This window comes from Verrucomicrobiia bacterium, assembly GCA_036268055.1.
Classification (GTDB): Bacteria; Verrucomicrobiota; Verrucomicrobiia; order Limisphaerales; family Pedosphaeraceae; genus DATAUW01.
The window spans coordinates 135,571-160,521 of sequence record DATAUW010000013.1 but is presented as its reverse complement, the minus strand read 5'-3'; the positions used below and the strand labels follow the sequence as shown (position 1 = coordinate 160,521).

General features: G+C 54.9%; 18 protein-coding genes. 12 read left to right on the top strand and 6 right to left on the bottom strand.

All coding sequences use genetic code 11. The features are described from left to right. Positions 1-21: 21 nt before the first annotated feature. The 4 genes from VH413_07630 (at position 22) to VH413_07615 (ending at position 4,593) form a co-directional block, all read left to right on the top strand. Positions 22-1,506, top strand: coding sequence for an ammonium transporter (locus tag VH413_07630; protein ID HEX3798555.1), 1,485 nt, complete (start codon positions 22-24; stop codon positions 1,504-1,506). A 1,021-nt stretch (positions 1,507-2,527) separates the two neighbouring features. Beyond that, positions 2,528-3,466, top strand: a complete 939-nt coding sequence (locus tag VH413_07625) for a polyprenyl synthetase family protein (GenBank protein ID HEX3798554.1) — start codon at positions 2,528-2,530, stop codon at positions 3,464-3,466. Between the two features lie 16 nt (positions 3,467-3,482). Beyond that, the gene (locus VH413_07620; protein ID HEX3798553.1) at positions 3,483-4,124 is read left to right on the top strand and encodes a sigma-70 family RNA polymerase sigma factor; all 642 of its coding nucleotides are present in this window, start codon (positions 3,483-3,485) and stop codon (positions 4,122-4,124) included. A gap of 1 nt (position 4,125) precedes the next feature. After that, positions 4,126-4,593 carry a hypothetical protein gene (locus tag VH413_07615; GenBank protein ID HEX3798552.1) on the top strand — a complete coding sequence of 156 codons (468 nt, stop codon included), beginning with the start codon at positions 4,126-4,128 and terminating at the stop codon, positions 4,591-4,593. 65 nt (positions 4,594-4,658) lie between these two features. Here the strand turns inward: VH413_07615 and VH413_07610 are convergent, their stop codons facing one another. Further along, positions 4,659-5,891, bottom strand: coding sequence for a CvpA family protein (locus VH413_07610; GenBank protein ID HEX3798551.1), 1,233 nt, complete (start codon positions 5,889-5,891; stop codon positions 4,659-4,661). A 265-nt stretch (positions 5,892-6,156) separates the two neighbouring features. On the opposite strand from VH413_07610, the gene hisA reads away from it, so the two are divergent. Beyond that, positions 6,157-6,924 (top strand): phosphoribosylformimino-5-aminoimidazole carboxamide ribotide isomerase, encoded by a 768-nt coding sequence (gene hisA / locus VH413_07605; protein ID HEX3798550.1) that lies wholly within the window; start codon positions 6,157-6,159, stop codon positions 6,922-6,924. 19 nt (positions 6,925-6,943) lie between these two features. On the opposite strand, the gene VH413_07600 is transcribed toward hisA, so the two are convergent. Both VH413_07600 and VH413_07595 read right to left on the bottom strand, forming a co-directional pair. Further along, positions 6,944-8,701, bottom strand: coding sequence for a matrixin family metalloprotease (locus VH413_07600; GenBank protein ID HEX3798549.1), 1,758 nt, complete (start codon positions 8,699-8,701; stop codon positions 6,944-6,946). Next, on the bottom strand, positions 8,698-9,258 hold the full coding sequence (locus tag VH413_07595) for a hypothetical protein (GenBank protein HEX3798548.1): 561 nt from the start codon (positions 9,256-9,258) through the stop codon (positions 8,698-8,700). The genes VH413_07600 and VH413_07595 overlap by 4 nt, the downstream gene beginning before the upstream one ends. Before the next feature lie 251 nt (positions 9,259-9,509). Between VH413_07595 and VH413_07590 the strand changes: the two genes are divergently transcribed. Then, positions 9,510-9,761, top strand: coding sequence for a hypothetical protein (locus VH413_07590; GenBank protein HEX3798547.1), 252 nt, complete (start codon positions 9,510-9,512; stop codon positions 9,759-9,761). 379 nt (positions 9,762-10,140) lie between these two features. Here the strand turns inward: VH413_07590 and VH413_07585 are convergent, their stop codons facing one another. Together VH413_07585 and VH413_07580 are read right to left on the bottom strand one after the other, a co-directional pair. Then, positions 10,141-10,791: a response regulator gene (locus VH413_07585; GenBank protein ID HEX3798546.1), complete on the bottom strand. Its 651-nt coding sequence runs from the start codon at positions 10,789-10,791 to the stop codon at positions 10,141-10,143. Positions 10,792-10,823: 32 nt separating this feature from the next. Continuing rightward, positions 10,824-13,946 carry an ATP-binding protein gene (locus VH413_07580; GenBank protein ID HEX3798545.1) on the bottom strand — a complete coding sequence of 1,041 codons (3,123 nt, stop codon included), beginning with the start codon at positions 13,944-13,946 and terminating at the stop codon, positions 10,824-10,826. 224 nt (positions 13,947-14,170) lie between these two features. On the opposite strand from VH413_07580, the gene VH413_07575 reads away from it, so the two are divergent. The 3 genes from VH413_07575 (at position 14,171) to VH413_07565 (ending at position 21,587) form a co-directional block, all read left to right on the top strand. Beyond that, positions 14,171-15,034 (top strand): prepilin-type N-terminal cleavage/methylation domain-containing protein, encoded by an 864-nt coding sequence (locus VH413_07575; GenBank protein HEX3798544.1) that lies wholly within the window; start codon positions 14,171-14,173, stop codon positions 15,032-15,034. 136 nt (positions 15,035-15,170) lie between these two features. Continuing rightward, a complete protein-coding gene (locus VH413_07570; protein HEX3798543.1) occupies positions 15,171-20,192 on the top strand; it encodes a PVC-type heme-binding CxxCH protein in 5,022 nt (1,673 codons plus the stop codon). A gap of 90 nt (positions 20,193-20,282) precedes the next feature. Continuing rightward, the gene (locus tag VH413_07565; protein HEX3798542.1) at positions 20,283-21,587 is read left to right on the top strand and encodes a GDSL-type esterase/lipase family protein; all 1,305 of its coding nucleotides are present in this window, start codon (positions 20,283-20,285) and stop codon (positions 21,585-21,587) included. A 39-nt stretch (positions 21,588-21,626) separates the two neighbouring features. Here the strand turns inward: VH413_07565 and VH413_07560 are convergent, their stop codons facing one another. After that, positions 21,627-22,556, bottom strand: a complete 930-nt coding sequence (locus VH413_07560) for a GDP-L-fucose synthase (GenBank protein HEX3798541.1) — start codon at positions 22,554-22,556, stop codon at positions 21,627-21,629. Positions 22,557-22,898: 342 nt separating this feature from the next. Between VH413_07560 and VH413_07555 the strand changes: the two genes are divergently transcribed. From VH413_07555 to VH413_07545, 3 genes are all read left to right on the top strand, one after another. Continuing rightward, entirely contained in the window at positions 22,899-23,276 is a 378-nt protein-coding gene (locus tag VH413_07555) for a prepilin-type N-terminal cleavage/methylation domain-containing protein (protein HEX3798540.1), read from the top strand. Between the two features lie 143 nt (positions 23,277-23,419). Continuing rightward, positions 23,420-24,172: an ABC transporter ATP-binding protein gene (locus tag VH413_07550; GenBank protein ID HEX3798539.1), complete on the top strand. Its 753-nt coding sequence runs from the start codon at positions 23,420-23,422 to the stop codon at positions 24,170-24,172. After that, positions 24,169-24,951 carry an ABC transporter permease gene (locus VH413_07545; protein ID HEX3798538.1) on the top strand — a complete coding sequence of 261 codons (783 nt, stop codon included), beginning with the start codon at positions 24,169-24,171 and terminating at the stop codon, positions 24,949-24,951. Before VH413_07550 ends, VH413_07545 begins: the two co-directional genes overlap by 4 nt.

Sequence of the window (24,951 nt, the reverse complement as noted above, 5' to 3'; positions counted from 1 at the left end):
CCCCAACATTATTTATAGACAATGAAAAAATTTATTCTCTCGATTTGTTTGCTGGCGGTGTTGTTGCCGGTGGGTGTTTTTGCCGGCGGGGTGCAGCGTCCGGCGCGCACCGTGGATCAGCGGCTCGAAGATCTCGAAGCGTATGTGAACAACAGCGCGCGCAACTCGGACACGAATACGGCGACGAACATTCCCGGGCCGGGACCGGGACATAATGGTTTTCAGATGGTTTGCACGGCGCTGGTTTTGTTTATGACATTGCCGGGGCTGGCGCTTTTTTACGGCGGACTGGTGCGGCAAAAAAATGTGCTGTCGGTGCTGGCCCAATGCTTCGGCATCGCGGGGTTGGTGAGCATTCTGTGGTGGTTGTGTGGATATAGCATTGCCTTCCACAGTGGCGGCGCGGGCGGACACGGTTTTTGGGGCACGTTGGATTGGAAGTTTCTCAATGATGTGGATGGAAATCCGAATGGCGATTACAGCCAATGGGTTTCGCACAACATCTATTGCATGTATCAACTGATGTTCGCGATCATCACGCCGGCGCTCATCATCGGTTCGATTGCGGAGCGCATGAAATTTTCGGCAATCCTGCTGTTCGTCACGTTGTGGATGTTCGTGGTTTATTTTCCGCTGGCGCACATGGTGTGGGGCGTGGATGGCTTGATGAATGGCGTGGGCAACCCGGACGCAAAGATCAAGGCGATTGATTTCGCGGGCGGCACGGTGGTGCACATGTCGTCGGGATGGTCGGCGCTGGTGTTGTGTTTGATTCTCGGCAAGCGTCTTGGTTTCGGGCGCGAGCCGATGCCGCCGCATAGCGTGGTGTTGTGCATGGTGGGCACGGGGATGTTGTGGGTGGGCTGGTACGGCTTCAACGCGGGCAGCGCGGTGGCGGCGGATGTCATCGCGGCCAATGCGTTCACGACGACGACGATTGCGACGGCAGTGGGATCATTTGTATGGGCGATGGCGGAATATGTGTTCCGCGGCAAGCCGAGCGTGCTGGGCTTTTGTTCGGGCGCGGTGGCGGGGCTGGTGGTGATCACGCCGGCGTGCGGGTTCGTGGATGTGACGGGCGCGGTGATCATCGGTTTCGCGGCGGGTATCGTGCCGTTTTTCGCGGTGTGGAAATTGAAGGCGATGATGGGTTACGACGACGCGCTGGATACGTTTGGCGTGCATGCGATCGGCGGGACGATGGGCGCATTGCTCACCGGCTTTCTCGCGACTTCGAAAGTGAATGCAAATCTTGCGTTGGCGACTGACGCGGCTTCGGCCAATGCGGCGACGAAGAACGGCCTCGCGCAACTGGTCGCGAATCATACGTTGTGGATCGAGCAATTAAAGGCGATGGGCATCACGCTTACGATGGCGGTGGTGGGCACGGTGGTGATCGCATACGTAGTGAAAGCGGTGACCGGGTTGCGGGTAACGCAGGAAATCGAATCGGCGGGGTTGGACTTGGCCGAGCATGGCGAGGAAGGTTACACGCACCACGGTTGAGGTGGGATTTGCGCGTTGAATAATGCGTGGCAAAAGCTCCCGTTTTCGGACGGGAGCTTTTTTTGTGGGTGCAAGGTTGAGAAAGTTTTTCCCGGGTGCGCGAGGTATGAGATAGAAAGGAACTTGTTTGATTTTGATGTTGACGTACAGGCTTGCCTCGCTGCGCTTGGAATAGCGGATTTGAGTGGGATGTAATTCTTGCGGCAGCCGGGGTTAATAAGAAGCGATTGGACGAGTGTTTAAAGGTTAGTTCCGCGCGAGAATTTCTTTCGTCCCTGCGGGACTTGTTTTGGAACGAATACAAACCCAGCAATAAATTGCTGGGCTAAGATCTGCCGTCCCTGCGGGACTTCGGACGGCTGCGCGGCAGCGCAGCCCTACCATACGCCAGGATATTAGTTGTCCTGGCGGGGCTTTGGGCGGCATGGCCTTTCACGACGATTTACTATCCGTGTGGGACTTTGGGTTGATGAAGATGATACCTATGGAAGGTTTGTAAAGGTCCGGGGAATATGGTTAAGTGGAGACAGTTCTTTGAAATTTGGTTGGGATTGGCCATGCGCACGGAGACTTTTGTCAAGCGTTTGAATTTTTGATTTGGTTTTCTCAGATCGAGGCATTGCTCCAGTCCCGGTATGAATGTGTGGGGATTTCGAGCGGGTCAGAGCGCGAAAGTGCGGATAAGTGCGCTTAAATTTTTGCGTCGGATGGGGTGGGTGAGACGGGTTGGTTCGGGAAAGATCGCAAAATGGTTCACTTTGGTCCGGATAAGTTCGCGTTGGCTCGCTTAAGCTCGTCTGGCAGGAGAATTTTTTTGCGAAGGGACTGCGGGGGATTGGGTTTGAATGTTGCGCGAATGGGCGCTTTCAGGATAACGCATTGACTTGCAATGGGCGCAACCGTAGATTGGCTGAGCATGTTTGCTGCCGAAACTAGAACGGTTGCTGTTCCTGTCAATAATTCCCCGAATAAGGAAACGCTGGTTGCGTGGAAAGATATAGCGGGTCCGGTTGAGCCTTTTTTGGAGGCTGTCGCGGGCCGGCTGGGAAAGCAGGTCCGTGAATTTGATCCTGCCATCGCGCCGTATGCGGAATATACGCTGATGGGGCAGGGCAAGCAATTACGGCCAACGCTGGTCGCGATGAGCGCGCAGGCGACCGGCCAGCTTAATGATTCGCATATCACCGTGGCGGTGATCATCGAGATGGTGCATCTGGCGACGCTGGTGCATGACGACGTGATGGATGAGGCGGAGATTCGGCGTGGTCGGTTGACGTTCAGCGCGAATTGGGGAAATGAAGTCGCGGTGTTGTTTGGCGATTGCCTGTTTGCGCAGGCGTTGAAACTGGCGGCGAGTTTTCCGACGCCGGAGATTTGCCGCGCGGTAGCGATGGCGACGAACACGGTTTGTTCGGGTGAAATTTTGCAGACGCAGCAGCGGCGCAATTTCCAATTTTCGCGCGCGGAATATTTCAAGATTTTGGAGATGAAGACGGCGGAGTTGTTTGCGCTGTCGTGTGATTTAGGCGCGTGTCTCAGTGGTGCGCCGAGTGCGCAACGGACGGCCTTGCGGGATTTCGGCGTGGCGTTGGGAACGGCGTATCAGGTGTACGACGATTGCCTCGATTTGTTTGGTTCCGAGGCGGATGCCGGGAAATCTTTGGGAACAGATTTGGCGAAGGGGAAATTGACTTTGCCGATTCTTTGTTTCTGGCAGCGAGCCACGGCGCCGGACAAGGTGCGGATGGAGGACTTGATCCAGAATTGGAAGCCTGGGGAGTTGGCGATGGTTTTGGAATTGCTCGGTAAATATGGGACGCTGGCGGAATCGCTGACGACCATTCATCAATATCTCGGGCAGGCGCGGCAAAACATCAAAGGTTTGCCGGAAGCGAATCAGGCGGGTTTGATCGGTCTCACCGAATACCTTGGCCGCCTGACGGACCGACTAGGAGTTTGACGCCGGTTTAGTAATTATGACCGATCCGGTTTCCGGGAAGGCGTCGCCGGGTTCTAACGAACCCGCCGAAAACGCAGCCCAACACAGCAAAGCGGAGGAGATGGAGCTTGTCGGACGCGCGCGAAGCGGAGACATGTCCGCGTATGACACCCTCGTGCGCCGTTATCAGGAACGCATTTACGCCACGGTCTATCACATGACATCCAATCATGAGGATGCCAATGATTTGGCGCAGGATGCGTTTATCAAGGCTTATCAGGCGCTCAATTCGTTCAAGGGCGGGTCGAGTTTCTACACGTGGGTTTATCGGATCGCGGTGAACAAGACGATTAATTTCTTGAAGCAGAGGAAGAACCGGGTACAAGTAAGCCTCAACGATCTGGATTTTAATGCCGAGCACGACCCGGATTTGGTGGCATTGATTTCTGATAAGACCCCCCGGCGCGACCTGAATCTGGCGGAGTTGCAAGAAAAATTGAACGCCGCCATGCAGAAGCTGTCAGAACACCATAGACTCGTGGTGACCTTGCACGATGTCCAGGGCTTGTCGCATGAAGAAATCGCGACGATCATGGACTGCAATATTGGAACGGTGCGTTCGCGGTTGTTTTACGCGCGCCAGCAGTTGCAGGCTTATTTATCCGAATACTTGACGTAATATGAGCGAAGACCAGCAGGATTTTGGAAAGCTGAAACAGTTGCTGAAGCTGAAGCGTTATGAGCAGCCGCCACCCGGCTATTTTAACGGTTTCTCTGGCCGTGTCGTCGATCGCATTGAAGCGACGGGAAGCGAGGCCGCTTTTGTGAGACAGTCTTCGTGGCTCCGCCGGGTATTTAATCTCCTGGAAACAAATCCTGTGGCCGCGGGGCTTTTCGGCATGTCCATTTGTGGACTGCTGATTTCTGCAATCGCTTATTCCCAATACCAACCGTCGGCGGATTATTCTTTCGATGCCTTGTCGCCGGTCAGCATGGCTTCAGTGAGCCCGCCGGATTGGGCGGCGCGGACGGTTGCGGCCAGTTCAACGACGCCGAGCATCAATCCCATTTTCAATACCAACTCGCCGAGCGCCCTGTTTGGTGGTTTGGATAAACTGAGCGTCCAGCAGGTAAGTTACTCGCCTTAATCTGTCGGCGTCCTATTTGTACAGTAGACGGCGCTGCGGTCTGCCGATCACATTGGAGCGCGAACTTATTCGCGATCAAACACCAGCGGATAAACATCACCAGTGATCGTCAAGCGATCACCTTCCACGACGGCATCCAGAGTTCCGCCTTGCTCTTTGTCAGGAAAGCTGAATTGATATTTGCCATCGCTGCCGGTCCAAGTGCCGTGGAAACTTTGGATGTCAATCGTCGGCGCGGTATTCGGCTTGGTGGCCGGGTGAATCTTGCCGAAGTCTTTGAGAAACGCGACCCGGTTGGGCGCGGGCGTTGCGACGAGCGTGGTCTTGGAAAAGCTCAGCGAGATATATTGCTTCGTGCGCAGCAAATCCTGGGGCGTGATGTCCGTTTTCGTGCGCTTGATCACGTTGAGCGCGGCATTCGGATTGAAATCCCAACGGCCAAGGATTTTTTCCGAATCGTAGGTGGCTGATTGGCCGGTTTTGAGATAAGCATTAAGGTCAACCAAGTCCGGCTTGGCAATGCCCCAGATTTCCTTGAGTTCATCGGGATTGTTCAGAATATTTTGCGCTTTGGAATTATTCAGGATGTCCATGAATGGCGGCTGGCGCTGGCGAAGCTCCGTGAAATCCTTGTCGTTGCCGATGTCTTGAAATTCACCGCGTTCGCCCAGCGCAAGAAACGCGGGGTAATGGGTCAAGCGGCTTTCGAGCAGGTCATTGTGATAGATCAGACCGACGATGTCCGCCGCGCGATAATAATCCACCGGCAATGGATCAATCGCCGCCGAAACTTTTGCCATGCCCGAACTTTGCAGATTTTTTCCAGCGTCGTTAAGCAGCTTCACATACCATGCGGCTTCGCCGCCGGAAACCACCTGGACCGTCCAATAGCTGAAGGCGTAGATGACCCAGGAAATCAGGATGAAATACGCGGCGGCATTCACCACGCCCAGGCAAACACCGAGGCGTTGATTGAGCCGCAGCCAAAGACCCTGCCGCAGATCACCTTCCTTGTATTTGTAATGGACGTCCACCTTCTGATGCACGGCGAAGCCCACGATCTTGAAAATGATGACTACGAGCAGGAACGCAAGAAACGGCCCGACGAGCCAAACGACGACAGGATTCTTTTCGCCCGTCGCGGTGATGATGGGGGCGAATATGTGCCCGAGGGGAAACGCGAGCAGCGCACCGAGGATGACCCCGATTACTGAACCCGCGACGCGTATCGCGCCGAAGCACCATCCCATATATCCAAGACAAACAAACAACACCAAAGCGAGCAGCCAAATGATCATGCCCGCAACATAAGATTTGTCCGGCGCAAAATCACGAAAAAAATTTCAATGAATGTTTTTCATCCCAACGGACCGCGGGTCTGTGTCCCGCAGCAACGCCCATAAGGTCAAGCCATTGTCGAATCAGCCTGAGGCGGCAATCTTAATTGGGTATTGCTGCGAGTCATGGACTCGCGATCCGTGGGGAGTGGCGATTCGGCGGTCGTGGAGCATGGTTAGAGGCTGGAGACTCGACGGGCGAGCCAGACGGGATTAAGCTGTGCCGATGTTTCGTCCGTGTATTGATCTGCATGAGGGCAAGGTGAAGCAAATCGTCGGCGGCACGCTGGGGGCCGCGAGCGAGTTGCGGACGAACTTTGTTTCTGAACGGTCGAGTGAATATTATGCGGAGTTGTATCGCCGCGATGGCTTGACCGGTGGCCACGTGATCATGCTGGGAACCGGAAATGAGGAAGCGGGTAGGGCGGCGTTGCGGGCGTACCCGGGAGGATTGCAGATCGGCGGTGGAATCAATTTGAGCAATGCGCCGCAATATTTAAGTGACGGCGCATCGCAAGTGATCGTGACGTCGTGGGTTTTTCAGGGTGGCAAGGTGGATTGGGAACGGCTGACGTCGCTGGTGCAGGCGATTGGCAAAGAACGGCTGGTGCTGGATCTGAGTTGTCGCAAACGCGGCGGCGATTATTTCGTGGTGACGGATCGGTGGCAGAAGTTCACCGATTTGCCGGTCAGCAAAGAGACCCTGGAAAAACTGTCGGCGTATTGCGTGGAGTTTTTGATTCACGCAGTGGATGTTGAGGGTCTTTGCCGTGGCATAGACGCGGAACTAGTCGCAAAGCTGGGCGAATGGTCACCGCTGCCCACAACTTACGCGGGCGGGGCCAATTCGTTGGCGGATTTGGAAACCGTGACGAAAGCGGGCCGGGGAAAGATTGACCTGACCATCGGTTCGGCACTGGATATTTTTGGCGGCACCGGAGTGAAATACGCCGACGCGGTGGCTTTCAATCATCGGCAAAAGAAGGGCAAGTGAGACCGCTCGCAACGCCTACCTACGGAAGCGCTTCGATGCGATAGAACCGGAGCGGATTAGTGGACGTATCCAGTTCAGACGCGGTCGTGCCGTTCGCCGTGACCACACCACCCACATTCTGCCACGTGCCGGTAACGAGGTTCGTACTGAAAACCAGTTGATAACGATGACTGGCGACGCTTTGCCAAGTAACGGTGTTGCCATTCGCCGCATGGGTGACGCCGTCGAGTTTCAAAAAGGATGCGGCGTCGGTTGGATTCGTGCCCGCGACATATTCGGCGGCGTTATTGAAACCGTCGTGATCAGGATCGGCAGCGGGCGCGGCATTGGAGGAAGTAAACGGAAAGAAATATTGCCGTTGAAAGACATCGTCGAGACCGTCGAAATTAAAATCGGCGACCAGCGGCAGCACTTCGATAAAGCCATTTGCATACGCGATATTCGTGCCCTGTTGAACGATGAACGAGCGAAGTCCCGGCGTGGCGTTGCTGGATACGCCGATAGAGACGGAGATGCCGTTCAAGCCCGAGAAGACATTCCCGGGAGCAAACGTGGGTGTGCCGAGCGTGAGGCCATCACCAGTGATTGCAAGTGTGGCGTTGTTGGCCGGCAGATCAGCCGAAAATACTCCAATGGTCTGGTTGCTTTCGCCAAGCGAGAGCGATATGGGCTGCCCACTGATCGAATACGTATTGGGCGTCGAAGTTGGAGACCGGATGAGGGTAATGTGAAAAGCTTGAGTGCCATTCGTGACGGTGAAGTTGGCGGTATTGGTGGTGTTTGCGGCGAGCGTCACCGGCATATTTCCCGTCGGTAAAAAACTCGTGTCCGCCGTGGCGAAAATCGAGGCGACATCGGTACCGCGAATCAGCCAGTTACTTGCATTAGCGGGATCGAGCGGGACGATGCGCGCGTTATAGTTGCCGGGTGGTATGGCGTTGAAAAGATAAGTGCCGTTGGTGAGTGTGGCTGTGCCGCTGACGAGAATGCCATTCAAGCCTTCCAGAATAACCGCGGCACCAAAAACGGGTGAACCATTTTTGGTCACAGTGCCTTTCAAATTGCCCAAGGTAGTCGCGAAAGTTCCGCTCGAATATAGCGCATGGGCAAATTCAATTTCATCTACCGAAAGCCCTGCCGTGGGATTCACACCCGAGCCGCTGTCCCAAAGCATCGTCGCGCCGCCGATTACCGAATGGTTCAGGCCGAGTGAGTGGCCAACTTCGTGTAAAATCGGGCCTTCGACAAAAATGCCAGGATTATTCTTGTCGTTGAAATCGGTGAACCAAGTGCTTTGGACGCCATTGATCGCGATATCGAACTGGCTGATGTCATTGGCCGTGGAAGTCGGAAAAAAGGAGGAGAAAGTCACGGCGAGTGCGCCACTGATGTCACTGTGTCCGCCGTTCACCATGGTGCTCTGTTTCGCCCAAAACACGATGTTGGAATTATCGGACGTGTTGACATCCTGGCCGGGCGGAACCAAACCGGCGTCTTCATATTTGATGATCGTGTTGGGAACGGATTGCCACTGGCCAAACACATTGCGCAACGCATTCAATTCGTTGGCGGTGTTCGTCGTGGAATAGGCGTCCGACTCAAGATAAAAGCGAATGGCGTGTGTGTTGCGATCGAAGGAATTTGTCGAGATGTTGACATCCGGTGTGGTGATGCTCCAACGCTCGGGACTGCCATTCGCACCATACATGTAGTCGAATGCGTGAACCGGCAGCGCGATGATCAACAGGATAAAAATTGCGGCGACGCGAGATTTCATTGCGCACCTCCACTGGCTTTCTGCACGCGTTGTTTCAGATCGGATAGCGTCAGGCGATTGATGATTTTTGCGGTCTGCGGGGTCGTGGCATTATTCGGCAAATCGGGATGCAGACCGTGAAAATGGTTGTGCGTGAATTTTTCGCCGGTTCTTGGATCCGCCCACACATGAAATTTCCCCTGCGACATGCCGATGCAAACGCCTTCGCCCAGTTTATTGGTCACCAGAAACGCAACGACTTCTTCGCCGACGTCAAACGCCACTTCGCCGGACGCCGTGGCCACTTCATCGCCGAGAATTCCTCCGCTATGGACAATGGTAAAATGATTCGTGGCCACCGCGCCTTTCCACGACTCCATCACTTGCAGATCGATCTTCGTGTAGATGCGCCGGGCCGCGTCGCGCTGAACCGTCGTGCTGATCACCTTGCCATGCAGAATGAATTGGGAATTGGTCGAGAGATCTTCAACCGCCAGCGGATACATCAAATCCGCGCGGGCCGAGAACAGAGGAATAAACAGAAACGCCAAACAGAAACGAACGAGAAGTGCGCGCATAGGGTTTTATGGGCAAAGCCGACTGTGATGGAGCATAGCAGCAGACACTGGACTTGCCAAAACAAAACCGGACGGCGTCCATTTTGATATTTGAGTGAGGAATTTCCCGCGAGTGTGTGAACTTCACGCGCTTTGCGTGCGAATGTTCCAGCGCGCCCTTTGGATGCGTGAAGAAAACCCTTTGTTTACAGCGATTTTGGGTTGGCATTGAGAGTGCTATTTAACTGGCAACGTCTCGCAGGAAAACATTTATGGCGCGGAAATTATACATATTTAATCCGGTTGTCAGAGTGAAAACGGATGCGCAACTTCCGGCTAAATGGGTGGGTGGGTTTTCAACCACCTACAGTTACCTGGGAGACTATCAGGCGAGATTGCTGGGGGTGGGAATTTGCCTGGCGAACCGGCGGATGCCTTCGTGGCTTCACACGCCGCCGTCAGGTGCGAAGTTCGTGAAAGGCGGCGCAAGCCGTTCGGATCGCGATTTTAGGGGGTGGGGCTGAGCCATCTGGGCGCGATAGTTTGGGGGGCGCCCAGATGGTATCAATTTCCCGTTGTCCGTTGTTCAACGGGAGGATCGGTAGGTCGTTAGTGTCTCATGCGTCGGTGCAGTACAGAATGGGAGAAGTTAAGGGGAAAGTTGTCGCAGTTAGTAGCAGCAGTAGTAGTAAGTAGCAGAAAGCCAGTGTGGAGTTAGAGTCAGTCAGTGATCAGTGTTAGTAGTGTTGTTAGCGCTAGTTAGTCCTGAGAGTGAGTGCAGTTAGTGTCCGTGTTGAAGTCCACTGGTTAGTGAGGATGGAAGGTGCTTCGGTGTCCATCGAAGCGGGTTGATGCGTGTTGACCCGGCTTCGGTGCACCGAAGCCTTCTTTTTTAAGGGCGGCTCAATCTTCGTCCGGCTCGGGGTTTTCCCATTCGGGATAAATTTCCGGCTTCAGTTGCCCGCGGCGAATCAACTCCTGCAAATCCCGGATGATCGTCCGCCGCGCCACGCCGAACTCGCGCGCGTACGCCGAAATGTTCGGCCGCCCGGTGGACTTGCCGATGGATTCACGCAAACGATTCTGCCGGCTCAACCGATCGGTCGAACGGCTGAATAGTTCGAGGGCATCCACGCGCTTGGCACGTTCCAGCGCTTCGAATTGCCGCACGACTTCCGCTTCGCCGCATTCCTTGAGCGCGATGGCCACGGTTTTTTTCAACTCATGCACGTCCACCGGTTTCGGCAGGCAGTAATGCGCGCGGCGCGGTCCCTGCAACGCGTGAATTTGCTGATGCACTTCCAGCGCACCAGAAACGACGATGATCGGCACGAAGGGCAGCAAGTCCTTGAACTGCGGGAGAAAGTTTAGTCCCAGTTCGCCATCGGCCAGCACATGGTCGAGAATCAAAAGTTGCGGCGGGTCTTTGGCGATGGTCGCGAGCGCGTGACTGCCGGTGAGAACGCGCACCAACTGATATTTGGCGAGGGTTTCCTCGTAAATCTCGTATTGCAAATCATCGTCTTCGACGACCAGGATTTTAGGCGCTGCCATAACTTTAATCGTCTAAGGTTAATGCCATCACGTCAAACTGTCGCGGAAGATTCTTTGCCATCGGTGGGCGGCGGACTCACTTCCGTGACCGCGCGTTCGGGAAGGATAAGGGTGAACTTACTCCCTTGGCCGACCACGGATTCCACCGCCAGCCCGCAATCCATTCGCCGCGCGAGTTCATACACCATTGAGAGCCCCAGTCCGGTTCCGCGCCGCACGGAGAGCGATTTCGTGGTGAAAAAAGGCTCAAAAATGCGCGGCATGACTTCCGGCGCGATGCCGCTGCCAAAATCTTTTACGGAAATAAAAACATAATTGTTCGCCGCCGCCGGTTTGAGCGCCATCGAGATTGGCAGCCGATTCGAGTGCGCTGTGCTCAAGATCACCTGGCGATGTCCCGTGCTTGCCTCCGCCGCGTTGAAAATGAAGTTGAGCAAAATTTGCTGCAAAAATTCCCGTGACGCGGGGACTTCCGGCGGCGCCGGTTCGGCTGGCTCAAATTTGACTTCGACCTCACGCAGAAAACGGTCGCCAAGCAGCGTGATAGTATCGCGCACGATGTGATTTACATTGCAGGGCGCGAGTTGGCGATCTGAATTGCGGCTGAAACCAAGCATCGCCTGGACAATGCCCGCGCCTTGCTCGACGACCGTTTTAATGCGGTCGGTGCGCGTGCGGATTTTGTCTTCGTTGTCGAGATTGTCCTCGATGATTTGCGCCGAGCCTTTGATGATCGAGAGAATATTATTGAAGTCATGCGCGATGCCCGCGGCGAGCGTGCCCAGCGCATTCATTTTTTGGCTGTGAAATAATTCCTGATTGGCGAGGTCAAGCTGCTTCGTGCGAATGGCGACCTTCGCTTCCACCTCGGCATAACTGCGGAGCAGTTGGCGATGGCGATTGAGAGCGAGGCTGGCAAAAAACAGCGCGACCGCGAGGCCCGTGCCGGAAATAAAAATTAATCGCGACTCGCGATACCACGGCACGGTCATCGCGAATTCCAGTTGAGCCGGCCTTGGGTCCTCGTTCCAATTACGATCCATACTGCGCACGCGAAAGATGTGTTTGCCTGCCGCGACATCGAGGAACGAGGCGCTTCGCTGTTCCTGATACGGCGACCACTCGAGGCCATCAAGCCGGAACGAATACACGAGCCGATCCACGGAGGTTTGTTTCCACTTGTCCTGGGCATCGAACGAAATGGTGACGATGGAGCCTTCGGGCAATGTGTTGTTGGGCGTCGGCAAATTCTCCACGTAAGTATGCGGCGGATCGAGGTCGGCGTCGGGATGATAGAAACTTAAACCAAGCGCCGTCGCGGCGGCAACGCGCCCGGTATGATCTTCAAAAATCTGCCGCACCGTCGCGCTCGGCAAACCTTCTTCCGAACCATTGGCCAGCCACGCGTCATGAAAAAAGCGATGCACGCCGTTGTCCGACGCCACCCAAATGCTGCCGTCGCGGGCCTTGACCAACGAATTCACATGATAAAAACCAGCGTGAATGGCGGTCCAGGTTTTACCGTCAAACTGCACGATCTTGTCCTGCACGCCGCACCAGATTTTTCCGTCGCCGACCTCGGCGAAACACGACGGCGCGGAAGAAACGGACGGCACATCGGCAAATGACTGCCACTTTTTATCATGAAACCAGTTCAATCCTTTTTCCGTGCCGAGCCATAAGTCACCATTTTGCGAAGCGGCGAGGAAAAGCAGATTGCTCGTTGAATTCAAGTTTGGTTGCGGGAAAGGAAATGGTGCGAGATTGCTGCCATCATAAAGCGCAAGCTCAGCGGACGCGTTTCCGGCATCAGAATTTTTTTGCACACACAAAGCCCCGTCTTTGAGAAAGCCGAGCGCTTTTAGATGGAACGTCCGAAGTAAGACCGGCTCGGTGAACTGTGCGTTTTGTGGATTGAATTGAAACAGGCGATCTTCAGTTTGCAAAAGCACAGCACCATTAGTCACGGCGAACAACGCATGAACCTCTGTGCCACCGCGAAATTCGGCGGGGAAGGGATAATTCGTCCACGTAGTTTCCAGCAAACTGCGTAATGAATCAGCCGAGGCAACCCACAATTTTCCGGCTGCATCTTCCGTCAATGCCAGCGGTGGCGTGCCCATATTGGATCGCGGCTCAGCAGGGGTTTGCCATATCAACGGCGCGTGACGAAATAAACCGTCCGAAGTCGCGATCCAAAAGACACCATTCGTTTGCACGGCCACATCGAAAAAGCGATGCGCGGATATTTCTTCGTCGGTCACGGGCTGTTTTTTGCCGGATCGAATTTGGAAGAGTGAGTTAAACGACATCGCCCAATACATGTTACCCTCGCGCCACGCCTGGCTGAGCCGTTCACCGCTGACTTTTTCAAACTCCCATTCGTGGTTTGCGTAATAGGCGATGGTTTGTTGCCCGGTTTGCGAAGAGTCGGCCAGAACGGTCACGCCGCCATTAACGCTTTCGATAGGCTCGCGCGCGTTAAAAAATTGTTGTTGGCCGGGCAACAGATGTTCTTCCCATTCGGTGCCGGATTTAAGATTGCGAATGGGCGCGGAGATTTTTGCGAGGCCACGCGCGCCCACGATCCATAAACCACCGTCGTTGGCGGGCGTCAGGTTGAAAAATTTCTGCAAACCGGTGTCGCTCGTGGCGCGGATGACGGAGAGTTGCGGATGCGCGGCGTCCTCGACATTGCAATCCATCAACTTGTCGGGAAACAGAATCAGCACATGGTTTAGTTTGAACCCGGCAAGGGGCAACGGGCGGACGTTGCTGAGATTGTTGCGGCGCAATTCCGCATTGATGCCGGGAATGGTGTAATGAATCCACGCGGTTTGATTTTTGTCATATTGTTCGAGGCCATCGGGTGTGAAGGTCCAGAGTTGTCCGCTGGCGCTTTCGCAAATGTGGCTGTTGCCAGGGCCGGGCGAGGGGATGGCCTTGATGTCGTAACCGCTCAGCCAGCCGATCCATTCGACATTCGGATGGCGAACCCACAAATGTCCGTGGGGCCCGACGCTCACCGCCGAGGCGAATGTCTCCGGCAAACCATCGGCGGCTTTGAAGGCGCGCCAGTCGGAACCACGCTGGCCCAAACACGTGGAAGCCAGGGCAAGAAACGCACCATATAGAAGCCAGCGTGGGTATTTCATGCGCTGCCGGAGTATCCAATGAGTCGCGTTCGTGTGCAATCAAAAGCACAGGTGTGCCCGCAAACGCACAGTTCACAAACCCCGCGCCGCAGTGAACTATTCACGGGTGAAAGTTTCATGGATTCACTTGCGTCAAATTTTGCACAAGGATCGGCCGCGCGCGAAAGATTTTTGCGTCGCGAGAATTCATTTTGCCGATCCATTGATCACATAAAATTTAGCAGATGACGAGCCAGCGTAATCTTCGGCGAGCGTCGCCAGTTCGATCGGGTTTTACCTTGATCGAATTGTTGGTCGTCATTGCCATCATCGCGATCGTTGCCAGTTTGCTGCTTCCCTCGCTGACGCAAGCCAAGCTTCGCGCGCAGGCGGCCCAGTGCGTGAGCAACCTGAAACAACTCCAGGTCGGCTGGCAAATGTATGCGAATGATTTCAATGACGTCCTGCTGCCCAACGCGCCCGACGACCCGCAGTTCGCACAATTACCCGGCGGCTCCACGGTCGTGAATTCTTTCGCGTGGTGCGGCATGGCGGAGGAAGGCTGGACGAGCCAGGACGCGAACACCAACGCCATTTATTATACGACCTCGCCGCTCGGCCCTTACCTCGCCAACCAAATCCGCGTTTACAAATGCCCCGGCGATACCGTCCCTTCCGCGAACGGCCAGCGCTTGCGCTCGTATTCGATGAACAGCCAAATGGGACAATACCTGCTCTCATTGCTCGGGCCGAGTTTTGTCATGAATAACAATCCGGGCTACGCGGTATATAATAAAATGAACGACCTGGTCTGTCCGGGCGCGGGATTGACCTGGGTGTTTTGCGATGAGAACGGCGGGAGCATTGACGACGGTTTTTTGCGGGTGAGCATGGACAAGGCGCAATGGGCGGACGTGCCCGGTTCGTATCACGGCGGGTCGTCAAGTTTTTCTTTCGCGGACAGCCATGTCGAATTGCGCAAATGGGTGCGGCCCGAAGTGCAAGTGCCGGTCGTGAGCGGCGTGATCGAACACAACGTGGACGCAGGCTTGGGTAATCCAGATTATATTTGGTTCACCCAACGCTCCACCTGTCTCGTTGGACAATGATTTTTGCGTAAAAGGTTGGCGGATGACATGATTTTAAGTGTCGCTGACCCGATATCACGTTTTCATTTCAGCGCGCAGAAAAATCTCTTTTGACGGTTGAATCTTTCCGTTAGCTTCGGCGTCACAACTCCGAATCATGAAACGATTTATCCTTTTTGCGTGGTGCTTTGTACTCGTTGCCTGCGCTGCCTACGCCAGCAATACTTCGCCGTTGCGCGTCTTCATACGCGCGGGGGTGAAGACGCACGGACCCGATCAACATGACCATCCGCGTTTTCTCAAGGAGTGGACGGAACTGCTCAACGAACGCGGCGCGAAGGCCACCGGCGCAATGGATTTTCCGACGGCGGAACAACTGGCCGATACCGACGTCCTTATTTTGTACGCGGCTGATGCCGGCGACATTTCTCCCGAACAACGCAGCTATCTCGACAAATTTTTGAAGCGCGGCGGTGGTCTGGTAGTGCTGCACGACGCGGTGTGCGGCAAGGATGCCGATTGGTTTAAGACCGTTATCGGCGGCGCGTGGGCGTACGGCCACGCGAAATTTTATGAGGGCCACATCTCGCTTTATTATCAGGACCACGAGCATCCCATCACGCGCGACGCTTCAAATTTCGAATTTGACGATGAGGAATATTATGACCTGGAAATGATGCCCGAAGCGCATGTCCTTGCGAACGCCTATCAGCCGGACGATCGCAACAAAAGTGATGGTGTCGTACGGCCTTCAGTCTATGACGTGGCTCCGCAAATCTGGACGTACGAAAAAGACAATTATCGCGCGTTCGTTTCCATACCGGGCCACAACTATAAAAGTTTTCAGTTGCCGCACTATCGCGCGGTCCTGCTGCGCGGCATCGCGTGGGCGGGAAAACGCGATGCCGATTTGTTGGTGAGCAAGGAGGAATTGGCCAGCCTGCGTTATCCGGTCGGCGGTCCGACCGCGCCGGAGGAAGCGTCGAAGAAAATTAATGTGCCGCCGGATTTCAACATCAGCCTCGTCGCTTCCGAGCCGCTCATCGAGAAACCGATTTCGATGGATTGGGACGCGAAAGGGCGCCTGTGGATCGCGGAGACGCCGGAGTATCCGTTTCGCAAAGACCGTTCACGTGCGCCGTATGATCGCATTTCGATATTGGAAGATTCGCATCACGACGGGCACATGGACAAGAAGTCGGTTTTTTGCAACGACCTGGACCTGGTCACGAGCCTGGTGTTTTACAAGGACGGTGTGATCGTTTCGCAAGCGCCATATATACTATGGTTGCGCGATACGCACGGCAGCGGCCACGCGGACGAGAAAATCACTTTGTATCGCGGATTTGGCACAAATGACACGCATGCCGTGATCAGCAATCTTCGCTGGGGAATGGATGGGTGGATTTACGCGACGCTCGGCTATACACGTGGGGATATTTATTCGGGCGATGGCAAACAACATTTCGGACGCGTGACGGAGGGTGTGATTCGTTTCAAGCCGGATGGCAGCGCCATGGAACAAGTGAGTTCCAAAGGCGGCAACACCTGGGGCGTGGATCAGGCGCCTGATGGTGAAATCTTTTTTTCGCAGGCGAATGGCAGTCACGTGAACCATGTGGTGATGCCGGAATCCGCGCTGGCGCGAGGACGCGTCGGAAATGCCACCAGTTTTTTAAACATTGAAGACCACACCCGCAGTTTTCCCCTGATGAGTTGGAAGCAGCAGGCGTATGTGCAGATTGATTGGGTGGGAAATTTCACGGCGGCGGCGGGATGCTGTATTTACGACGGTGGCGCATGGCCGGAAAAATATGATTACACCTATTATGTTTCCGAGCCGACGCTCAACATCGTCCATCAGGATTATCTCAGGGCGAAAGGAGTGAGTTACGTCGCCAGCAAAGACCCGCAACGGCTCGAAACGGAATTCATCACCAGTTCCGATTTATGGTTTCGCCCGATTCATGAACGCGTCGGTCCCGATGGCGCGCTCTACGTTTTGGATTTCTACAATCAAGCCGTGGTCCACAATGATACGCGCGGCGTCCGTGCTGATCCGCATAGCAATAGCGCCAACCGACCCGACCGCGACCATCATTTCGGACGCATCTGGCGCGTGCAAAATAACGACGCGCGCAAATTGGAAGTGCCGAAGTTGAGCGGCGCGAAACCCGCCAAGTTGGTAGAGGCGCTTAATCATCCCAACGAATGGGTGCGCATGACCGCGTTGCGGTTGTTGCTCGAACGCAACCGAAGTGACATTGCGCCGCAACTTCAGGCGCTGACACAATCCACTCAAGCTTCTCCGATCACGCGCGTGCATGCGCTTTGGTTGTTGAACGATCTGGGAGTGGAAACGCCAGCGATATTGGCTGCCGCAATTTCTTCGACCAATGAGGCCATCGCCAAAAATGGCTTGGAGATGATCGAGTCCGCAAAAAATAAAGTCACGGCCGACGGGGCCGTGACGGCGGCGGCGATTGGCCGGGTGAATGACACAAATGCGCGCGTGCGATTGGAAGCGATCATCGCGGCGGGCGAACTTTCCAGGCGAAGCGATGACCAGATCAAAACGCTGGTGCGGGTGTATCCGCAGTTGCAGGACTCGTGGCTGGAATCAGCGTGGCTGGGCGCGTCCGCCTCCGAGCCGCAACGGTTCATCGCGACAGCGGTGCAGATTGCGGATGAAGGAGATTTCACCACGCTCGTGGGAAATCTTGCGGCGCAAATGGGCGAGAGCCAGGACGCGGCTGCCGCGGCGCAAACGGTGATTTTGATTTCGAGCGCGAGTGGCGTGCGGGCGGACGGGTTGAAACAAGCGGTACTCGAAAATTTAGCCAGAACTTTGAAACCGGACGCTGTGCCCTCATGGACGCCAGAATTGGAAAGCGCTTTGCAGGTTTTATTGAAGTCGCCAAATCGTGAATTGGCGATGTTTGCGTTGCCGTTGGCGGCGCGCTGGGACACGCACGGCGCGTTGGCCGGCCAAGTCAAACCGCTGGTGGTAGAATTGATCGCCGGATTAAACAACACAAGCAAGTCAGAAGGCCAGCGGGTGCAAATCGCAACGAGTCTTCTGGCGGCGCGGCAGTTGGATGCGGAAATTTTGCCGGCGGTGGCAAGACTTTTGGGTTCGGCAAATTCGGCGGCGTTTCAGCGGCAGATTATTTTCGCGCTCGGCAACGTATCCGATTCGTCCGTCGGCGCGGCCTTCACTTCGGCTTACGCGCAAATCCCAGCGGAATTACAGGATGTGGTGTTGAACGAACTTTTGAAACGCGCCGATTGGTCTGAGGCGTTGCTCGACGCGATTGAAGCGAACAAAATCAGCCTGGCCACACTCGGCCCGGTCACAATTAATAATTTGCGCACGCACAGCGATCACGCGGTCGCGGTGCGCGCGAATAAAATCATTGATACGTTGCGCGGGCCGCAGATGAAGGAGAAGAACGAGTTGATCGCAAAATTTACTCCGCTGGTCACGCAACCGGGCGATCCCGCGCGCGGCAAGGAATTGTTCACGAAAAATTGCGCGATTTGCCACAGTTTTAACGGGCAGGGGAAGAATGTAGCGCCCGACCTTACCGGCATGGGCGCGCATGGCCCGGCGGAATTGATCGTGCATGTGCTCGACCCGAATCGCGAAGTGGAACCGAATTATTATGCTTACAGCATCGAGACGCGCGACGGGGAAATTTATGACGGCGTCATCGCGCGCGAAAATCGAAACAGCGTGACGTTGCGCAACGCGGCGGGTGACACCGAAATCAGCGTCGCAAACATCAAGACGCGCCGCAACACGGGGCGTTCGCTGATGCCGGATGGATTTGAATCGCTCGGCGGCGATGTGTTGCGGGACATACTGGCGTATCTTTGCGCGGGCGACGCGCGGTTCCGCATTTTGGATTTGCGCCCGGCATTTACTGAAGATTCGCGGCGCGGGATGTGGCTGGCCGAGGCGAACAGCGAAGACGCGCTCATGTTCAAAAAGTTCGGGCTGATCAAGGAACTCGACGTGCCGTTTGAAATCGTGAATCCGCAGAAGGTTGGCAATGGCAAAAACGTGATTGTGTTGAAGGGCGGAGATGGTTTTGCGAAAACGCAACCGCAGCGCGTGGAAATTCCGAATGTGAACATGCGCGCGGGGCGATTGCATTTCCTCGGCGGCGTGGCGGGCTGGGGTTATCCGATTGGTGAGGACACGCTCAAGGGTGTGCCGGTGGTGAAAGTGACGGTGCATTTCTCCGATCAACCAGAAGAAGAAATCATTTTGAAAAACGGCGTGGAATATGCCGACTGGATCGGCCAGCAGGATGTCCCGGGTTCGCAGCCGGCGGGTGATTTGGTGAAGCGCGGGCAGGTGCGGTGGTTTACTAAATCGTTCAAGCACGAGGGAATGATCCAGTCCATCACTTTGGAAAGTTTCGATAATCAAGTATCACCGGCAATCGTCGCGATCACGGCGGAAGCGGGATTGGGGCAACCCGCCGCAGCGGTGGAACCGGCGGCGCATGCCGATTTTCAATGGCAACCGGGGACGAAACACGTCTTGATCGTGGGCGGTGGAAGTTCGCACGACTTTAATAAATGGTACAAATCGGTGGATGCGGCGACGCTGGCGGCATCGGGCAAATTTTCCGTCAATTATACGGACAAGCTGGACGACGTGCTGCCGACGTTGAAAAATGTGGATGTGTTGTTTTGGACGAGCAATCAGGCGATGGATGACGCGGCGTTGCAACAAGGAATTTTTGATTTTGCGAATGCCGGTCATGGGTTGGTGCTGGCGCATCCAGGGCTTTGGTATAATTGGAAAAATTGGCCGGAATACAATCGGGTGCTGGTGGGCGGTGGCGCGCATGGCCACGACAAATATGGCGAGTTTGAAGTGGATGTGACTCAACCCGCGAATCCGCTGATGGCGAATGTGCCGGCAACCTTTCATGTGAATGACGAGTTGTATCATTCCGAAATTGATCCGCAGGCGACGCCGATCGAGGTGCTGGCGGAGGCAAAAAATCTGGCGACGGGAAAGACTTTTCCATCGGTGTGGATTGTGAAACATCCAAAAGCGCGGATCGTTGGAATTGCGCTCGGGCATGATGGCGGGTCGCATGATCTCGCGCCGTATAAAACGATTCTGCAAAATGCCGTCGCGTGGGCGGCGGGGGAATGAAGTTTTATCGGATGCGCGAGCCGCAAGCCGTTTGACTTGACTTGACTCGCGGAGGGGTAAGAATATTTCCATTCTGTCATCCTATTTATTATGCGCTTAAAATTGATGTTGGTTTTGTCGGGCATGCTGGCGGCGGTTTCAGTGATGGCGGCTTCTGAGGAAGCAAAACCGGCGGACCCTTATTTCGCCCCGTATCACCCGGAGAAAGCGCCGGCGCCGATGAAACATTATTTGCATGTGCGGGACCGGCTGGCCATCTGCGGCGATTCGATCACGGAGCAGCGGAAATATTCGCGCATCATGGAAACGTATTTGACCGTGTGCGTGCCGGAATTGAACGTGGACGTGCGGCAATACGGCTGGAGCGGCGAGAAGGCGCCGGGTTTTCTTTCGCGCATGACAAATGACTGCCTGCGTTTCAGTCCGACCATTGCCACGACCTGTTATGGGATGAACGACCACGAATATACCGGCTACGAAGATCGCATCGGCCAGACCTACCGGTCGAATTCACTGGCGATTGATGAATCGTTCAAGGCACATGGTGTGCGCGTGGTTGAAGGCTCGGCGGGTTGCGTGGGGAAAAAGCCCGCGTGGAAGAATGACACCAACTTTACCACGGAAGATTTGAATTTGAACTTGTGCATCTTGAGAAATATCGGGTTGGAACTGGCGCGGCAGGAAAAGATCGGTTTCGCCGACGTGTTTTGGCCGATGCTGGTTGAAGGACATTTGACGGTTGAGAAATATGGGACGAATTACGCCCTCTCGGGCAAGGACGGCGTGCATCCGGATTGGGCGGGGCACGTGGTGATGGCTTACGCATTTTTGCATGAGTTCGGGTTGGACGGCGAGATCGGGACGTTCACGGTGGATATGACGTCCAAGCGCGCGAAGGTTTCCCCCGGGCATGAATTGTTATCTTCGAAGCCAGGGGAATGGGAAATCAAAAGTCATCGCTATCCGTTTTGCATCGGCGACGGCGATCCGGCGCAGGACAACAATATCCGTTCGGGGACCATGCTGGTGCCTTTTAACCAGGAGTTGAATCGCCTGACATTGATCGTGAAACATGCCCACGGGAAAAAATATCGCGTGACGTGGGGTGAGGAGTCGAAGCATTTCACTGGTGAACAGTTGAGCAAGGGGATCAACCTCGCCGCGGAGTTCGGCAAAAATCCTTTCTCGGATGCGTTCAATAAAGTGGACCAGGCGGTTGCGGACAAACAGGCTTTTGAAACGAAGGAAATCAAGCAGATGTTTCACGGGCCTGAAGGGAAAGAGGACATGGATGGAACCGCGAAGCGGGGGGAAGACGAGCGGACGCCTCTAGTGGCGGCGGTCAAGGCGGCTTTCGTGCCGGTGACGCACACGATTAAAATCACCGAGGAATAAATGGACGTTGAGCGCGACGAACATTCGCGCGCCCATTCCTCACGCGTAATTTTTCTGAAAATCCTCGCAGGCGAGCGCAATGCCGCTGGCGAGGTCAATCGAAGGTTTCCAACCGAGCGCGGTAATGCGGCTGCTGTCCATCAGCTTGCGGGGCGTGCCATCGGGCTTCGTTTTGTCCCACATGATTTCGCCAGTGTAACCGGTGATTTTTTTCACCAGGTTCGCGAGGTCATGAATGGAGATTTCCTGGCTGGAACCGACGTTGATTATTTTGGAGTCGCTATAATTCTCCATGAGAAACACGCACGCGTGGGCGAGATCATCGGCGTGGAGAAATTCGCGCAGGGGCGAGCCGGTTCCCCAGCAAGTCACGGTGGCGGCGCGGGCAACTTTGGCCTCGTGAAATTTTCGAATGAGCGCGGGGAGCACGTGTGAAGTCTGGGCATCATAATTGTCCCTTGGCCCATAAAGATTGGTGGGCATGACCGAAATAAAATCGGCGGAGAATTGGCGGCGCAAGGCTTCGCAAAGTTTGATGCCGGTGATTTTGGCGAGAGCGTAACATTCGTTGCTGGGTTCGAGCGGCCCGGTGAGGAGATACTCTTCTTTTAACGGCTGCGGCGCCAGCTTGGGATAGATACAGGAGCTGCCGAGAAAAAGCAGTTTGCGCACGCCGCTTTCGTAGGCGCCGTGGATGAGATGATTTTGGATCAGCAGATTTTCGTAAAGGAAGGCGACGGGCTGGGTGCTGTTGGCGAGGATGCCGCCCACTTTGGCCGCGGCCACGAACACATATTCGGGTTTTTCATGGCGATAAAATTCGCGCACCGCGTCCGAGTTCAGCAAGTCGAGTTGGGCGCGGGTGCGCGTGAGGACATTGGTAAAGCCAAGTTGTTCGAGCCGCCGCGTGATCGCGCTGCCGACGAGACCCCGATGTCCGGCGACGAAGATGCGGGCATTTTTTGCGATTGCCATATTTGCCGAGGATACGCAAGGCGCGGGCCCGGCGACAAGCCCGGAAGTTTTTTGCGGGACAAATCCAGATTTGGGACACTGTCGGAGCGGGTTGAGACACTTATTCTGGACACAGGCGGAGGAAAAAAAATGTTTGGATGACGTTTCTGCATTTTGCGAACTCAAACCCTCGAATAATTCGTGGAAGCATTTTAATTCGTCTTGGCATCGCGGCTGCTTTTGGTGATTGCGCAGTTTGCGACGGCAATCTTGAACTGAAACAACAGTAATAATAACCAAATTAACCCGCCGTTCGCTCAGTTCAGACTGCATTAACGCAGATAGAAAGATTAACTTATGAAAGTCAGCCAATCCACAAAACGGGGCTTCACACTGATTGAAATCATGATCGTCGTCGCCATCATCGGTCTGTTGGCAGCCATCGCGATTCCTAACTTTGTCCACGCTCGCTCCATCTCGCAGCAAAACGCCTGCATCAACAACCTCCGCCAGATTGACGGCGCGAAACAACAATGGGCTTTGGAAACCAAGGCGGCGGCTGACGCCCTCCCGGTGGACAGTAACATTCAGCCCTACATGGGCCGCGGCGCTGGCGGCAGTCTCCCGGTCTGCCCGCTCGACTCGCAAAACACCTTCGACACCAGCTACAATCCGCAGATCATCTCCATTCCTCCGACCTGCCTGATCAGCTCCAGCAACCACGTGTTGAACTAAGCGATTCGCTTTCTCTTTCAAAGGCTTTGGAATTCGTTCCAAGGCCTTTTTTGTTTGCCACGAGCGCCCCGGCGGGAATATCTCTTGTAAAGCATCAAGTCCGACGCGAACCTGCCGTTATATATGGGTGTCAGCAAGACAACATGAATCCAATCGTTGAGATAAAAAATTTGCGAGTGGAATACCGCAGCCGCGCGATCGGGCAAGCCACCAAGGTGGCGGTGGATGATTTGAACCTGGACGTCCGACCGGGCGAAGTTTTTGGTTTTCTCGGGCCCAATGGCGCGGGCAAAACCACCACAATGAATGTCCTGCTCGGCTTCGTGAACGCCACGAGCGGCTCGGCAAAATTATTTGACGTGGACGTGCGCCAGCCGATCGCCCGGCAGCGCATCGGGTATCTGCCGGAGTTGACGTATTACTATAAATTTTTGACCGCGGAGGAATTGCTGCGGTTTTACGCGCAGGTTTTCGGCATGAAGCGCAAGGAGACGGATGCGCGCATCGAAGAGTTGCTCAAGCTGGTCGAGCTTCAGGACGTGCGCAAGCGCCCGATCAAAAGTTATTCCAAAGGCATGCAGCAACGGGTCGGTTTGGCCCAGGCGCTGATCAACAATCCCGACTTGCTCATTCTCGATGAACCGACGAGTGGACTGGATCCCATCGGCCGCATGAAAGTGCGGGAAATCATTCAGCGGTTGAAACAAGAGGGAAAGACGGTGTTGTTTTCGTCGCACGAATTGGGCGAGGTGGAGACGGTTTGCGATCGCGTGGCCATTCTGCATCAGGGCAAGCTGCGCGTGGCGGGGCGGGTGGCTGACCTGATGCGCGAATACCAAGCCAATCTCGAACAGATTTTTCTGCGCATCATCGGCTATCAGCCGGTAACCGTATGAACGCCATTTTCGCGCTCGCCCGGATCGTCGTCAAAGAGCTTTACCGGCGCAAAGATTTTTACGTGCTCTTCATCATGACGGTGTTGATCACGTTGCTGATGGCATCGGCGAATCTTTTCAATGACGATAAAATCGTCGGTTATCTCAAGGAGATCTGTTTGCTGTTGATTTGGATTTCCGCGCTGGTGATGGCGGTGGGAACGGCGGCGCGGCAGATACCTGCTGAACGCGAAAACCGGACCATCTTTCCATTGCTCGCGAAGCCCGTGACACGCTGGCAGGTCATCGTGGGAAAATTTCTAGGCACCTGGCTCGCGTGCGGCATTTCGCTCATCGTATTTTATTTATTTCTGCAAGTGGTCAGCGCCTCGCGGGAGCATGAATGGCGGGTGCTGGCTTATTTCCAGGCGATGTGGATGCAGTGGATGTTTCTTGCAATCGTGATCTCAATGGTGCTGCTGGGTTCGATTATTTTCGCCGCGCCTTCTTCCAACGCCACCATCTGCATCGTGGTGGTTTTGGGAATTCAATATATCGGACAATATTTGGCCAAGATAGCGATCCAACAGGCGGAGCCCATGCGAACGATATTGTATTTTACCTATTTTGTGATTCCGCATCTGGAATGGTTTTATCTGCACGATTCGATTGTGTTTCCGAAAAACGGCCTCGCCGATTGGGGCGCAGTAGCGGAGGCTTCAATATATGCGATGTTCTATACGGGCGCTTTTCTGGTGGCGACGTGGGTGTGTTTCCGCCGCAAGCCGCTCAGCCAATAA